The 15,432-nt window shown below is 64.4% G+C and carries 10 protein-coding genes; 8 read left to right on the forward strand and 2 right to left on the reverse strand.

Features of this window, described 5'->3' with window-relative positions; translation table 11 throughout:
- The first annotated feature begins 301 nt into the window (after positions 1 to 301).
- Together EBN03_RS33715 and EBN03_RS12025 are read left to right on the forward strand one after the other, a co-directional pair.
- Complete coding sequence (locus tag EBN03_RS33715; RefSeq protein ID WP_147471550.1) at positions 302 to 1,372, forward strand: hypothetical protein; 1,071 nt, start codon at positions 302 to 304, stop codon at positions 1,370 to 1,372.
- Positions 1,369 to 2,262: a PfkB family carbohydrate kinase gene (locus EBN03_RS12025; RefSeq protein ID WP_122188073.1), complete on the forward strand. Its 894-nt coding sequence runs from the start codon at positions 1,369 to 1,371 to the stop codon at positions 2,260 to 2,262. The genes EBN03_RS33715 and EBN03_RS12025 overlap by 4 nt, the downstream gene beginning before the upstream one ends.
- Here the strand turns inward: EBN03_RS12025 and EBN03_RS12030 are convergent.
- Positions 2,238 to 2,909 carry a nucleoside/nucleotide kinase family protein gene (locus EBN03_RS12030; RefSeq protein WP_122188074.1) on the reverse strand — a complete coding sequence of 224 codons (672 nt, stop codon included), beginning with the start codon at positions 2,907 to 2,909 and terminating at the stop codon, positions 2,238 to 2,240. The two genes, EBN03_RS12025 and EBN03_RS12030, sit on opposite strands and share 25 nt — an antisense overlap.
- A gap of 221 nt (positions 2,910 to 3,130) precedes the next feature.
- Between EBN03_RS12030 and EBN03_RS12035 the strand changes: the two genes are divergently transcribed.
- The 3 genes from EBN03_RS12035 to EBN03_RS12040 all read left to right on the forward strand — a co-directional run bounded on the left by EBN03_RS12035 (position 3,131) and on the right by EBN03_RS12040 (position 7,017).
- The gene (locus tag EBN03_RS12035; RefSeq protein WP_147471551.1) at positions 3,131 to 3,814 is read left to right on the forward strand and encodes a DUF5753 domain-containing protein; all 684 of its coding nucleotides are present in this window, start codon (positions 3,131 to 3,133) and stop codon (positions 3,812 to 3,814) included.
- A gap of 645 nt (positions 3,815 to 4,459) precedes the next feature.
- Positions 4,460 to 4,786, forward strand: a complete 327-nt coding sequence (locus EBN03_RS33720) for a hypothetical protein (RefSeq protein ID WP_147471552.1) — start codon at positions 4,460 to 4,462, stop codon at positions 4,784 to 4,786.
- Between the two features lie 161 nt (positions 4,787 to 4,947).
- Positions 4,948 to 7,017, forward strand: a complete 2,070-nt coding sequence (locus tag EBN03_RS12040) for an N-6 DNA methylase (protein ID WP_122188076.1) — start codon at positions 4,948 to 4,950, stop codon at positions 7,015 to 7,017.
- Positions 7,018 to 7,039: 22 nt separating this feature from the next.
- On the opposite strand, the gene EBN03_RS12045 is transcribed toward EBN03_RS12040, so the two are convergent.
- The gene (locus EBN03_RS12045; RefSeq protein WP_147471553.1) at positions 7,040 to 8,596 is read right to left on the reverse strand and encodes a serine/threonine-protein kinase; all 1,557 of its coding nucleotides are present in this window, start codon (positions 8,594 to 8,596) and stop codon (positions 7,040 to 7,042) included.
- Between the two features lie 163 nt (positions 8,597 to 8,759).
- On the opposite strand from EBN03_RS12045, the gene EBN03_RS12050 reads away from it, so the two are divergent.
- Genes EBN03_RS12050 through EBN03_RS12060 form a run of 3 tightly spaced genes read left to right on the forward strand, consistent with a single transcriptional unit; the run spans position 8,760 to position 15,398 of the window.
- Positions 8,760 to 10,502 carry a PD-(D/E)XK nuclease family protein gene (locus EBN03_RS12050; RefSeq protein ID WP_199742747.1) on the forward strand — a complete coding sequence of 581 codons (1,743 nt, stop codon included), beginning with the start codon at positions 8,760 to 8,762 and terminating at the stop codon, positions 10,500 to 10,502.
- Positions 10,502 to 11,686 carry a pPIWI_RE_Y domain-containing protein gene (locus EBN03_RS12055; protein ID WP_122188078.1) on the forward strand — a complete coding sequence of 395 codons (1,185 nt, stop codon included), beginning with the start codon at positions 10,502 to 10,504 and terminating at the stop codon, positions 11,684 to 11,686. Before EBN03_RS12050 ends, EBN03_RS12055 begins: the two co-directional genes overlap by 1 nt.
- Positions 11,679 to 15,398 (forward strand): pPIWI_RE_Z domain-containing protein, encoded by a 3,720-nt coding sequence (locus EBN03_RS12060; RefSeq protein ID WP_122188079.1) that lies wholly within the window; start codon positions 11,679 to 11,681, stop codon positions 15,396 to 15,398. Before EBN03_RS12055 ends, EBN03_RS12060 begins: the two co-directional genes overlap by 8 nt.
- The last annotated feature ends 34 nt before the right edge of the window (positions 15,399 to 15,432 follow it).

The following is a 15,432-nucleotide window of genomic DNA, read 5'->3' on the forward strand; positions in this document are numbered from 1 at the left end:
CGGTCACGGGCACAGGCCAGGTGTTCGACACAGGGCGAGGCGTGTCTGGCACATGCTGGGACTGCACGACTTCCAGTTGGGTCGGGGTCGCCCAACCGGCGTGGCATCGGCATCGAATGCGGCAACCACTGTGACTGCGGTGGCCATCCAGTTGCGGTGCATACGGTGCCTCGTGTCGCTCAAGCGACACACACCTAGTGTCGGTCTGAGGACAGTGCGATTCCAGGTAGATATGCGGGCGAAAGTCGTTGAAAGCGGGTATTTTTCGGAGGATTCCGACCGATTGCGAGGGGAGCGGCGAGTGGTCGACATCGACTGGACCGCCCGTGAGATCGAGGCGCTCGGTCGCGCCTTGCGGCTCAGCCCACCCGAATTGGCTCGTGAGCTCCCGGTTGCGGCCAGCACGATGCGTGAGTGGCTCGACGGAAAGACCGGCGGGATGCGAGCATCCAGCAAGCGACTCCTGCAGAGCGTTCTCGATGCGGCACCGCCGGAGGCAGCCGCTCGGTTCGCGGCTGAAATAGCCTCCGGGCAGGGGGATTCGACCTCGAGCGCGTCGTCGGCCGAGATGGCATCTGCCGAGCTATCTCGGATCTCCTCTGCCGTGGTGGTGGATACAACAGTCCAGGCGCCGTCCAATCTGTCTGGACTCGCAGGTTGCGACGATCTACACGGCTTCCTGGGCATCGATATGACCACCGCCGGTGCAGCTTTGGTCTACCCGACCTTCGAGCTGAGTCCAGAGGCTGTAGTCGCGATCGAAGCCGTCGGAATCCCGAGACAGCATGTGTTCGGCAAAGTCAACTCCGTGTTTCCGGTTGCACATCGCATCGACGTGCCGGTGGCGTTGGCGGACAACGACTTCCGGGCACTCCTCTACGTGCACCAGCTGCTGCAGCGCGATACGCGGATCGACACCGTGATCGTGCCCGATCATGAGGCTGTTGCGGATCCCGACCGCCCGTTGATCAGCTTCGGTCTGTCATCCAACGATGTGACCCACATGGTTCTCGAGCTGCCGAATCCGATGTTCTCCGTGGAGAACGCGACCCGCGGCAACGAATTCCTCGAGTACGTCCAACTCGCCGACGGGCGGGTGTTCTCGTCGAGCTACCAACGCAATGTCGGGCTCATCGTTCGACTGCGGCCATCCCCGCAGTTGTATCCACATCGCTGGTGGTTTCTGTGTGCCGGGTTGGGGCCGAGAGGCACATCCGGCGCGGCGTGGCTACTCGCTACGCACTGGCGCATGCTGCAGCAGCGTGTCGGCGACAATCAGTTCGTGGCCGTGATCAGTTGCCGGACCTTCAGTGACCAGACAACAGTGCTGGAACATCTCTACATCGACGACCGAAAGGACGGGCTCGAGTGACGGCGCTCTTCGTCGGACTGGCCACGCTGGATGTTTCCAACCTCGTCGATAGCTATCCCGCTGAGGACTCCAAAACTCAAGCGGCCGAAAGCTTTATCGGAGCGGGTGGACCGGCAGCGAACGCCGCAGTGGCTCATGCGCTGCTCGGCCGGGGCAGGGACACGATGCTGCTGACCGCACTGGGCAACCACACCCTGGCCGACATCGTGCTGCGTGATCTGCGGTCGCACGGCGTGGAGGTCGTCGACGCCACACCGGGGCGGCGGGACCAGCCTCCGGTTTCGTCGATCGTCGTTGCAGCAGAAAATAATACGCGAACAATCGTGGGTCTCGATGCCGCTCGGATCGCCGCACCATTCCTGCCGCAGTTCTCGGCCCTGATCGACAACGCGAGCGTGGTTCTGGTGGATGCGCACCATCCAGAGCTCGCTGTGTCAGCGGCCAGGTTGGCACAGCGTTCAGGTGTGCCGGTAGTGCTCGATGCCGGCCGTTGGAAGCCCGCGCATGCCGATCTTTTGCCTTTGGTCGACATCGCAATCTGTTCAGCCGCGTTCGATCCGCCGGGAAGCCGGGCCAGAGATGGTGCAACGGAACTGCTGGACTACCTGACATCGCAAGGCGTTTCCTGTGCCGCCGTCACCGGAGGTGCGGATCCGATCCTCTACAGCGGGACGAGCGGTCACGGGAAGATCGAAGTCGACCAGGTCGACGCCCTCGATACGCTGGGCGCGGGCGACATCCTGCATGGAGCCTTCTGCCGGTTCTTCAGCGCCAACGGCGATTTCGTCGAGTCACTGTCTGAGGCCGCGACAGTGGCCACCGAGTCGACGCGCTCGTTCGGTACTCGATCGTGGGCCCAACGGATTCACCCGGACACAGCGGCCCGGTAGTGGTCGCCGTATTGCTGGAGGATCAGATCTGCATGACCGCTGGTGGCGGCAACGAGGCGCGCGTTGGGAAGGTCGCTGGAGGCGACCTTCTGCTGGGCCTCTGCCAGAGGCTTGCCGCCGCGGAGGTGGCGATCGATCAGGCGCTGTTCGATCACCGATTCGTCGGCTGACAGGAACCACGCTTCGTCCAGCAATGTACGTACGGGTCGCCAGTCTTCGTCGTCGAGGAGGAGGTAGTTGCCCTCGACGACCGCGATCCGATGGACATCGAACTGGAGTTTGTCGGGGACCGGATCGTGCAGCGCGCGATCGTATGCCGGCCAGCTGACGATCGTTCCGGGCGTCGACTCGTGTAGCCGCCGAAGACGCGAGACGAACTCCGCAACCGCGAAGGTGTCGGGCTCGCCCTTGCGATGCAGCGCGCCGAGGGACCGCAGCTCGGCATTTGTGCGGTGAAAGCCGTCCATCGGGGCTATCTGGGCAGTCCCCGGCTTCAGCGCGTTGATGGCGTCTGCCAGCGCCTCGGAGAGAGTGGACTTTCCAGCGGCCGGCGGCCCAGCGATACCGACGACCCACCTGCGATCGACAGCTTCGGCAGCGTTCAACACGTGGTGGGCGAGGTCGGTCAATGTGATGTCATGACCCATCAGGAATCCCCCTTGGCTTGCAATGTGTGCGGCGTGGCGCGGTCGCAGAGCTGATCCGCAAGGGTTTCCAGCTAGGTCCGTCGTATCGATCTCACGGGCGGCCGTTCGATGTCGACCCTACTTCGGCTTCGCCCTGATCGCGGTCGGGCGGAAGGGAAATCGGTTCTTACCCTCTGCTTTCGTCTCTTGTCGGTCTGGAATCGACAGCCCTGCGTGCCGCAGTGTCGAGGACGCACATCATTCGGCGCTCCACGACCGGGTCGCTCGGCCAGGCGGAGTGCGCTTCATCAAGCAGGGAAGAGGATCCGATGAGTTACTCGTCTTGGTACACCACATGCGCAACAGGCCTGGCGCCGCTGCAGCGCTCTCTGATCGTCCTGGAGGACCGCGCAGAACTGCTGCGGGAGTGGAACCCGGAACTGGTGAACGGTCTGCTGCAAACCGAAGCCTACGCACGTTCGGTCCTGGATCGCTGCATCGGAATCCTCGGTGTACCAGAAGATCTCAATGCCGTCGTGCAAGCTCGCATGCAGCGCCAGGAAATTCTCGACAGGGAAGGACACCGGTTCCGGATCCTCATCGGTGAGGGAGCATTGCGGCGGGTGGTCGGCAACCACACGCTGATGGCCGGGCAGCTGTCGCACCTGCTGACGATTCTTGAGTCCCGCCCCCACGTCGAGATCGGAGTCGTGCCGATGACAGCCGAATTCTTGGCCCCGACCCCGGCCTTCTCGATTCGCGATGACATCGCGGTCGACACCGAAACCGTATCGGGTGAGGTCGTGACCACCTCTGCAGACGACGTCGCACTGGCGGCGCGAACATTCGAACTGCTCTCCACCACAGCCGTATTCGGCTCGAAGGCTCGAGACTTGATCGCCCGTGCGCTGGCCGAGCATCGCTGACGGGGCAGGGCGTCCATCCGTCCGTGCACGCTTTGGAAGGACGAACGCCCGTACAGCGAGACGCGCGACCCACCAGCTGTTCCAGCATCCGGACGCGCTACGGGTCAGCTGGAATATGCTCCTGAGGGGTGGCAGACCTGCTCGAACCTTTGGCGGCGGGTCAAATTCTGTATGTGTCCGCTGGCTGAGGCGGCTTCCAGAGACCAACGGGACATGAGTGATGCAGCCCGGTTGGAGCGGTCGCCGAAGCCTCAGGACCCCGACGTACTGATCCAAGTGACGGTGCCGAGCTTGCACAGGCCACCGCTGATATTTCTGGCCTGTATGACTGCTGCACAACGGTTTTCACGCGAATGGATGACCTATCGTCCCGGAGACACCGTCTCAGTGGGTTCGGTACCCAACGGTCTGACTGCGCCCCGGCTACCAGCCGAACGACTCTGGACCGATCCGTAGCAGCAGCCCGGCCTTGGCTGGACTCCGGAACGCCATGATACCGACCACGAATTCGATGAAATCTGGAAAAGAGCGATGTCATTCGATACAGATCATGAGCCGGACCCCGCAAACCAGTCGTGCCGCGACTCAGCAGGTGAGCCTTCGACTGCGTTGGTGCTACCGACACGGACCGTCCCGGTTGCGTCTATGGCCACAGCGCGCAGTGACATCGGGCTGGACGCCGAGCACCTCGCGGCCTTTTTGACGGCGCTGCGCTGGTGGGCGCAGAAGGACCGCCTGCGCTTCGCCGCCAACATTCAGTCAACGCAACGGTGCGCAGGCAACGGACGAATGAACTCGTCGACTCCGATCGCGGCAGCGAGGGCAGCCCAGCGGTCACCAACGCCTGTGCCGGAATCGTCGACAACGACGCTTCCTACTGCCACTGGGCCGCACACCGGCTCAAACGACATCTACCCCAACGCGCACATGGTGCACCCGCCGGCTGTCGATCCCGACGGCTCGCCGCCGTAGTGCGTGGGTCGGTGCGACGAGGACCGGGCCACAAAGGCAGAGTATCTGTGAACTCAGTCAATGGGTGGAGTAGTGTCCTGGGGTGACCTCTCGACATGGCGGTCTTTTTGGCTGCGTGAAGCGCTGGGGACCGTTACCCGACTGACTGATGCGGAGATTGGATGCACCAGAGCGAGGCGGTACCGGTGACCTTGGCGGAGATTGCCAGGCTGGCCGGTGTGGGACGTGCTGCGGTCAGTAACTGGCGGCGACGGCACGACTCGTTTCCGGCTCCGATCGGTGGAACGGATGTCAGCCCACAATTCTCACTGACCGAGATCGAGGAGTGGCTGCGTGGTCAGGGGAAATTGCACGAAGGTGGCGGACGGGAGCGTTTGTGGCCTCAGTTCGATGCATTGGGGGATCGCAGCGAAACCGGTTTGGCCATCGCAAAGACCGCGCTAAGCCACGACCCGCGCGGTGCGACTTTACTGTCGGAGCCGAAGTTCGATCTGCCTCGCGCTGCGCAGCAACTGGTCGACCAGACAACCGGCGCGACTGCACGGGTGGGGGTCCGGGAGACCTTCGATTTTCTGCTCGGTCGCTGGCTGGACACTCATGTCCGGCAAGTCAGTTCTACGCCCCGTGAGTTGGCTATGTTGATGGCCGAGGTTGCGCAACGTCTGTGCATGTGTGACGACAGCACGTCGCGGACTGTGCTCGACCCGGCCTGCGGCACCGGCGGCCTTCTGAGCGCTGCCGTGGAGGTGTTGGCCGGTGGCCAGGACCTGCTCACGCTGGCGGGTGTGGAGAAAGATCCAGTGCTGGCGGCCCTTGCCGTGGCCCGCCTTTCCTTGGGCGTTTCGGACGAGGTCGAGCCGCAGCAGCTGGCCGTCGACGTTCGGACCGGGGATTCACTGCGGGCGGATCCGCAAGCAGAGCTTCGTGCCCATATGGTGCTGTGCAACCCCCCGTTCAACGAACGCGACTGGGGACACGAGGAGCTGGCCACGGACCCTCGCTGGAGCTACGGACTCCCACCGCGGACTGAACCGGAATTGGCCTGGGTACAGCACGCGTTGTCCCGGCTGCATCCGGGAGGCGCCGCAGTTCTGGTGCTACCGCCCAGCGCTGCGGCCAGGAAAGCAGGCCGTAGTATTCGCCGGGCGCTGCTGCGCGCCGGCGCCCTGCGTGCCGTCGTTGCCTTGCCTCCCGGCTCTGCCGCGCCGCACAGTGTGGCTTTGCATTTGTGGGTACTTGGAGCCGGTCACGCCAGCCGCACGGCGGCGAATCAGTCGATCTGCCTGATCGATGCTGCGGGCGCTGCGATACCTGGGCGGGGAATCGACTGGACCACGCTGAGCAGTGAGGTAAAGGCACTCTTGGGACCGCGGGACGATGTTCCGGGTCCTCCCATAGACGAGTCGGAAGCGTGTACCCGCAGTGTCGTGATGTCCTCGATCGATCTGCTGGATGAGGAGGTCGATCTGACCCCGGCCCGCCATGTTCCGGTCGGATTGCCGGCTGATTCCCAGGCGCTGGGTGACATCAGGCAGCAGTTCTCGGCGAGGCTCGCCGACTTGCACCGTGCATACGACGCTTTGTCGGTAGTCGATCGAGTGCCAGGGCCAGGAACGCACCGCGGGACCACAACAGTGGGAGAGCTGGTGCGCGCCGGAGTGTTGGACCTGTACACCGGCCACTTGCCTGCCGAAACCTCGGTGCGCACCGGCTTCCCCGGCGCTGATGACGTACCGGTCATGACCGTGCCGGATGTGATGTCGAGTGGTCGTCCCGGCGGATGGATTCCCCGGCAAGAGGCGATTGAGGCAGGTCTCACCGTGAGTCAGCCGGACGATGTGATCGTGGTGGGAGTAACTCGCGCATTCTCTGCATGGGTGGAACTCGGATCGGCCACTGCGCTCGGGCCGCAACTGTATGCATTGCGCGCAGACCCGGAGGCGCTGGATTCTTGGTTCCTGGCCGGCTGTCTGCGGGCGCCGGCCAATGGCCGCCAGGCCGGAACGCACGCGTCGAGTTCCGCGCGAGTGGATGTTCGCAAACTTCAGGTGCCGCAGATGCCGCTCGACGAACAACGCCGACACGGCGACATTTTTCGGCAGATTGTGCGTTTCGAGCGGGAGCTTGGAGAGCTTGGCCGGGCGGGGGAGACCCTAGTACGAGAATTGAACGACGGCCTAGCCGGCGGACGGCTGGCCAGAACGCCCTTGGAAGACGACAGAGTCGGCTGAGGTTGCGTTGCGAGATGTCTAGTCAGCCTTCTTGCGAAGGCCTCGGCATTTTCTGCACGGGTGACTTGTATCCCAGCTCGTCGAGGTTGGTTTCCAGTTCGCTCCAGACAGCTCGAACGTCGTGTGCCGCGCTGGCGGGCAAGGTCGGGATCCTGGTGGCGATATCGGCGAGTGTCTCGATTGCGAAGTTGCCGTCCCCGAACGGGAGGCGGCACTCGGCGATGCGGAGCTTGTAGATCATTGCGGCTGCCTGGTCAGCGGGGTCCCGGTTACGCTCGAGGTCGTCGGACATCTGCTGGTAGAAGGTGACGGCGCGGCCACAGTCGCCGAGGACTCGCAGCCCTTCGGCTGCCAGCTGCCACACTCTCCGGACAAGGAGTCTGGTCGGTCCCCACTCCCGTCGTGCGGCGGCTGCGATATCGACCAGGCGGTTGGTTGCCGAGCCCGGTTCGCCTGCTGCCAATTCCCGCTCGGCTGCCGCGCACTCCTGCTCGACGTCCCGCGCGCGCAGCCATGTCCGCGCCGCCGGTTTCGGCAGGGCCGGTGCCAGCGGCGTGATGCGCTCGGAGTCTGTGCCTTCTGCCGGGGCGCGGTAGGGCAGTGTCGGATCAGGATCTAGTCTCGGCCGCGGCGGCTGGGATCCCGGTAGGGGCAGGTAGCGGCGGAGCACCTGCTGGATTTGCGCCATGTCCGGTCGTTGTTCGGGGGACTTGGCCAGCATGGCCATGACCAATTCGTTCAGTTCGTCCGGGACCTGTGCGGCGATGGTCCACAGTGGCGCGGGGTCCTTGTCCAGGTGCTGGCCCGGCAGGCCGCCGTCCTGCTCAAGGAATGGAGTGCGGGCGGTGAAAAGCTCATAGCACACGCAGCCGAGGGCGTAGCTATCGGTCTTGGGCACAACCGCGTCACCGCGGATCTGCTCGGGTGCCTGGTATCCCGGACTTCCCAGGCTGGAGCCGTGCTCGGTGTATCGCGTGACATCCGGCCAGAGTGGTCGCGCGATCCCGAAATCGATCAGAACTGCCACTCCCGTGACGGAGATCATGACATTCTGCGGTTTGAGGTCGCGGTGAACGACCGGGCGCTGGTGCGCGCACTCGAGAGCGGATGCGATCTGCACAGCGATTGCGGCCGCTGGAGCAAGAGGCAGCGGGCGGTATCGCTGCAGGAATTCGTTGAGTGGGATGCCGTCGATGTACCGCATCGCCAGGAACGGGGTTCCGTAGTGGCTGCCATGGTCGTACAGCTCGGGGATGCCCGGGTGGCTGAGTGTCGCGAGCAGGCCGGCTTCACGCCGAAACCGGTTGCGCAGGGTTTCGAGGTCTCCTTCCTGGAAGACCGTATCGACGTGGACGAGCACCTCGTCGGCCGATCTCAGAAACTTGACCGCTACAGCGCGCTCCTCCTGGATATCTGTGGCACGCCAGACTTGGGCCATGCCGCCCTTGCCGATCGGCCTTTCCAGCTTGAATCGGCTGCCGACCAGCTCACCGCGTCCGATGGCCCGCGCGTTCATAACCAATCCCTTCGGCCAGCGGCCCGCGATGGAAACTTCCGGATAGCAGTCCGGCGTGCGCACCCGCGCAGCATGACCGAGCTCCGACTGTGAAGAACTCTAGCAGCAAATTGTCTGTGGACTAAGTTCACAATGTGTGGCAGTCTGGTGGCGCCGGGCAACGCGCAGTGACTGCCTGCCTGGTGAGGGACGCGGCGCATCAACCCGATTCATCAGGGAGAGACTGTTGGCGGACTGGCAAATGCCGCCCGGAACCACCGGCGATGTCCGGTTGGTGCGGGCCAGTAGTACAGCCGTGCGGGAGACGGTCGGGGGCTGCCCGACTGCCAAAAGTGTTGCCCTGCGGCCATTCCTGAATTCCGACCCCCCGCCCGACCGTAGCTTTACAGCATTGCAGGAGTTTACGCTCGGGCCGTTGATGAAGGCCCTCGATCTGGTCGAGCACCGGCACTGGCCGGTGGATCGGGCAATCGCCGAATTGACGCGCACGAACGGCAGATTCGGCACATTCGGCCGACCGGCACATTCGGCACTGCTGGAGTGGACGACACAGGCACTGCTCCGCTACCTGGAGGCGCGCGATGCCGTGCAGTCCGCGCGCGACGACCCCTCTGACCGCACCGAGCCCATGCCGTTCGAGTGGGTGGCGTTGACCGACAGGGCGACGGCCGGACCGGACTCACGCGGTGTCATCCGTTACGAACGCACCGCGTGGGGGCGCCGCTACATCTCTCATGACCACAGGGTGCGTGAGATTTGGCTTCCGTCCATCCGGACCGCACGTGCGGACCGTGCCGACACTGAAAAGGCCGCGATCGCAGACGTTCTTGCGAGGGGAACGGCCTGCAGGAAGCCCAGCTACGGCAAGCTGTACGAGGCAGTTGCGGGCTATCCGTCTCGACTGCCGGAGCGCGTGAGAATATTCGCTTTCGGATGTGGGGACGGGACTGCCGAGCCCGTGCTGGACTGGGACCAGCAGGAAATCGGTCAGCGCTATCGCGAATACGCTGCCCCGGCATTCGCGCGCGCGGTCTCCGGGGTCGGTGCCGTACCGGGTTCCGACTGTATCGGGTGCAAGGCGCTGGACAGCTGTACGGCCCTGCCCCGCACTCCAAGCCTCTGGGGTTCTCAACCAGGCGACAGGCGTCCCCGGCGCAGCGTGTCCGCCTGGGATCTACGCGTGTACGACCAGTGCCCGGCACGCTATCACCTCACGCGGCGACTGCACCTCGGGTCGTCGCAGGTGGAGCACGAAGCTGCTACCCGCGGCCGAGCGGTGGACGCCTGGCTGAACGACCAACACCGCCAACGACCTTCAGGAGGATGCCGAACGATCGCGGGGCCGTCAGATCCAGGTAACTGGTCTGCCGGCGCCCATCACCTCGCTGGCCGGCCAGCTCACGACGGTGCATCGATGCTTGCTCAGCACAAAGCCTTGTGCCCCATCGACGGACTGGCACCGGAGGAACGAGTTCTCGTGCAGCACCAGGTGACCGGTTACATACCCGAACTTGACGTCGTCGTGATCGCGACCCCGGACCTGCTCTACACCGATTCCGGTAGCTGGGTGTGGCGGGAAACCAAGACCGCCACAGCACGGTTGTGGGAGGGACGATCACTGCTGCGCAGCTACCCGCAGCTGGCGCTGGCGGTGCTGCTGTTGGCCGCGGGAGTACCCGCAACCGGGCCGCGCAGTCCACGCGTCGAGTTCGAACTTTTGTATCCCGGAGACAGCACCCTCGAACAGCTCGATCCGACTCGGGCAGATGTGGTCGACGAGGCTCGCCGCGTCATCGCCGCTCTGGCCGGCCCACTCCTGCGTGACGACTCGTTCCATCCCGAGCCCGGACGCGACTGCCATGACTGCGAAGCCCGGCCTTGGTGTCGGCCTGGAAGCGATTACATCGCCGATAACCCGGCGCCCGCAGCGGTACAGGCCGCTGTGGAAATCCGACCTGAGGGGACTTGATGCGACGGCCCAATCCCGGTGAGGACTGGCTCGACCACGCCGACGTACCGCTGTTGCGGACCATTGCGACCGCCGTGGTGAAACTGGCCGACGCGACTGGGCTGCAGTCCTTCACACTTCCCTATGACGCGGACGTGGCGCGTGCCGTCAATGGCACGGCGCTGGCCTGCCTGCTGCAACAGGCACAACCGCCCACGAGCGTGCCCGATCTGCTCTCCTGGTGCCGCACCCGCCCCTTGGAAGACTGGCCACTGGATCTTCCTGCGGATGCGTTCGGGCCGGATGATTACCTGATCGACCCCGAGTCGGGGGCGCCGAGCCAGTTGTGCCACGAGTGGTGGGTCCAGGGACGCGACAGCGCCGCAGCCGAATACGACCGCAGAGTCGTACGCAGAGCGATGTATCTGTGCCGTGAAGCGTCGTCCCCGGAATGCTATACGGCCTTCCGTCGGCTACTGGTCACGAAGCCAGTACTGACCAGCGATGACCAATTCGACCTCGCCACAGACCTGTATCTCGAGCCCGTCCGGCCGCTGCTCGACGACATCTACGAACCCGTTCCCGCTGGGTATCTCCGTAACGGTGGATACCTGACGTGTTTCCGTTGTCATACGCTGTTGACCCCGGTGGTCGGCGGTGGCTGGTGGTGCGAGCGAGATCAATGCCGCAGCCGGGGCCCAGCGCCACGCGGGCGGGAACTGTCGGTCGAGGATGTCGGCGAACTGGTGCACCTGGTGCGCCCGTTGCGCCAATTCGTCACCGGGCCGGGCCGCGCCGAAGTCGAGCTGGAGCGACAACTGAAAGACCTGCGTCTGTCGGTCGAGATGTGGCCCGGATTCGACGCCTACGACGTGCGTATCACCTTCCCCGACGGCCATGTGTGGGCGATCGATGTTAAGGACTGGGCGCACCCAGGTCTGCTCGGCCGGGCATCGCGTCCGGTCCGGCCCGAGCCGCAGTATGACGAGGCGTGCTGGGTCGTGCCGCAATACCGAGTCAACGCACGTCGCGACTATCTCGGCATTTACGAGCGCAACCGTCCTCCTTCCGCTGGCGGACTGCGGTTGCTCAGCGACATCCAGCTCATCGATGCTGCTTCCGCCCGGTTACGTGGCGTCACAGGCCCGCAGGCGCGAATCAGCCCTACGAGATCCGACACAGTCGACGGAGGACGCAATGCGTGACCGCTACAGCTGGTACGAGCCGGTCGTCACAGCGCTGCGACCGTGGCCCACGGAAATTTCGAATGTCAAACCGTCTCTGCTGTGCCAGGTCGAGCTCGGTCTGCGGTTGCTAGAGCGTCTCGATCCGGAGCATCCGGCCGACAGCGTCTGGCCGTTGCTCGGCGGGTATCCGTTCGCTGCGGCCGCGGATATTGCCACCGATGACGAGTCTCATCGTCTGATCACCAATGCCAGGCATTTGCTGTGGACACTGCGCCGCAACAGGGTATGGCAGCAGAGCCTCGATCTGTACAAGACCCTCCCCGAACGACTACGCGGCTACCGGATCGCGATGAACGACGTGCCAGCTCGCCGGGTGGAGCCTTTAGTCGCCGCCGGCCGTTTCGACGACTACGACGCCGCATTGGAAACCTTGCCAGCGTTCGACCATGATCCCGTCCGGATCGCATCCCCCGGGTCCAATCGCTTCGTGGACCGCGGTCGCCGAACCTCGGTCACCATCCCCGAGGAACTGGTGTTTCCCTCGGCGCCTGGCCACGACCTGACCCAGAACCGTGGTGATGACGCGTGCGACATCCCGCTGGCCGAACTCGCCGAGACTGCGGCCTGGATGGACAGAGCCGAAGAAGACGCCGGCTTCCCGCGGCGTGGCAACTGGGCAGTCCGATTCGAGGACCTGCAGCTCGATACCCGCACCTCCGACGGTCTGCGATTCGAGGAAGCGAAGACACTGACACTGAACCGGCTGGTTCACCTGGTCGGGATGGTTGGTGCGGGCAAGAGCACACTGATGACGTTGATCGCGGTCTGGGGTGCTCTGCGAGGCCTTCGAACAACTTTGGTGGTCGGTGACGTCGCCGAACAGCTCACCCTCACAGCTCTGTTCCGTGCGCTCAACTTGCCGGCCGCGCCGGTGCTCGGACCGACCACCCGTGAACGTCACGTTCAGCGGCTGCACCGCCGGATCGCGGCGCGCACCGGTTTTCCGCTGCTGATGCACGACGATCCGGGCTTTGCTGACCTGAGCACTGTGTGCGTCCTGGATGCGCAACGTGGCCTGGACCCGGTCGAACCACTGCGCTACGCCGACGCACCCTGCACCGCGCTGTATCCGGCACCCTCCAAGCCCACAACTCCTGCCGACGATTCCAGCCCTCCGGGTCGCTATCGCGAGACTCGATCGCCTTCGCCCTCCGCGGACGACGAGGACGATCTCGGCACCCGGCACGGTTGCCCGATCTGGAGCGCCTGCCCCAGGCACAGTGCTGCGCGAGACCTCGTCGAAGCTTTGATCTGGGTAGCGAACCCTGCGAGTCTTGTGCAGACAGCCGTACCACGACACCTCAACAGTGAACGGCTGCGGCACCTTGAGCTGGCCTGCGTGCGCAGCGACATCATGATCATCGACGAAGCCGATCGAGTTCAGATGCACCTCGACGACGCATTCGCGCCCTCGGCGACCCTGGTGATGCGTGGTCCGGAGTCGTGGCTGGATCGACTAGGTACCCACAAAATCGAAGAATTGGCACGCCAGGGCCGGCTCCCACTGTCGGACCGTGACGTCGAGCGCTGGGCTGCGGCACTGGACGTCGTGACCTCCACGACAAACCGCCTCTACGCCATGCTCATCCGCGACAAGAGCCTGCGGGACTGGGTAGAAATCGACTACTTCAGCGCATGGACTCTTCAAGAAAAGCTGATGGAAGAGTGGTACCCGAGCGCGAATCGCCTCACCAGCCAGATCGTCGACACCATTCCGGACGAGGGCGAACTGTTCTCTACCGACAACGATCACGACGCCTTCGATGGACACGACGGTGTCGGGCTGTCCGCCGAGACGCCATGGGCGTCGCGCCGTGCCGAGGTCACCGCCGTGTTCGACACCTTCCGCGACGACCCGCTCGGCGACCGTGCACCCTACACAACGGTGACCGACCACCTCATCCAGGTGACCCACGATCTGCTGCACACCTTGAACGAAAACAATACCCGCCGACGTGTCAACACCTTGGTAATCGAACTACTGAGAGGGGCACCAGGTCTCGGGGAGGCCGACGCCTGGCCCGCGCCGAGGGCCCGCAAGGGCGAGGAACTCTTGCCGGCCGATTTTCGCGGGACCCCGGACTGGTACGACCGCACCGCGGGGCGGCTGGAATTCACCCTCTTGTTGGCCGCGCTGCACCACCGGCTGAACCGGCTCACGTTCCTGTGGCCTCAAGTGGAGGCAGCACTGCACCTCGACAGCACCGACAACGAACTTTCCCGCCGCCCGCCGCTCGACTACGCGCCCATCGTCCCCGAAGCACCGATGGGCAACGTACTGGGTTTCCAGTACCTGCCTGACGACCCGGAACAGACCCGTGGCGCGGACGGGCTTTGCACTGGCACGCTGCGCTTCTTCCGGTGCGCGGGAGTGGGACGTGAACTGCTGTATGCACTTCCCGATATCGGGGCAGACCGCAACTCCGGTCGTCGTGGGCCGCATGTACTGCTCATGTCGGGCACCAGCTGGGCAGGCACCTCGACTCGAGCCCACGTCCTGGCACCCGTCCAGGCTGTCCTCAAACCCGGCGACAAAGCAATCGAGGCTATCCGCAAGACCACGTTCCGCACCGAGTTCGTGTACGAGGGCAGCCGACCCATCACGCTGTCGGGGACAGACCAATCGATGCGGCAGGAAATACTCAAACAACTGGTCAGTAAGCTGGCCCGGCCCGGTAGAGGCGGGAAAGCCAGCCCGCTGGAAGCGGAACTCGCCCAGATCGATGACCACCGCCGCCGACGCGCACTCTTGCTGGTCGGCAGCTATGCCGAGGCATCGACAACGTTCACCCTGATGAACGACATGCAGCGCTGGCACGGCCGGGTCCGGGTACTTACCCGCGACGACGCCGAACTCGACGAACCGACCAGCGACGACCTGCCTTCGCCCAACAATGCATCTGGGGCCGTACGTCGCGGCGAACTCGCGGCATTCGCCGATGACGACGACGCCGAAGTGCTGATCGCCCCCTTGCTGGCCATCGAACGCGGGCACAACATCCTCAGCCCGGCCCGAACCCCCAACGAGGAGCGCGTCGCCGCATTCGGCACAGTGCTGTTTCTCGTACGCCCCCACCCACGCCCCGATGACCTCAGCATCGCAGTCTTCGCGATGAACGACTGGGTCTCGCGCTTCACCCGCAACCAGAAACAGCACAAGAAGTACGGCACGTTCGCCGATGTGGTGGCATCGAATAAGAGCCTGAGCAGCGCTGGGCTTGCCTTCCGCCACATCGCCCGGACAGAGTGGCGACGCCTGCTGACCAGACGCTACGTTTACTCGCATCTGGGCCCCGAAGAGAAGAAGGCGTTCGCATGGGACCAGTTGGTGAGCATCTGGCAGGTGATCGGCAGGCTCGTCCGTGGCGGCGTACCCGCTCGCGTCGTCTTCGTCGATGCCGCCTTCTCCCCGGCCCTCGCTGATGCCCAGGCTCCGACAGTGCCGGCCGATTCGGCAACCAGCCTCGTCGGACCACAGCGACAGGCGCGCCCACGCCGCAAGACCCAGGACTACGGGCTCCTAGCTCAGCTGCATGACGTTCTCGCGCCGTACTTCGATCCGGCCACCGACCTGGGCGAATTCACTGAGCCTTCCGATCCTGCACTCGTGCGGACGCTCTACGAGCCCATGTACAACGCACTGCGCGACATGCGGATTCGTCCTTCGTAGACACAGATCTAGCCATCGATCACGACATGAAGCT

The sequence above is a fragment of the Nocardia stercoris genome (genome assembly GCF_003696265.1).
Taxonomy (GTDB): Bacteria; Actinomycetota; Actinomycetes; order Mycobacteriales; family Mycobacteriaceae; genus Nocardia; species Nocardia stercoris.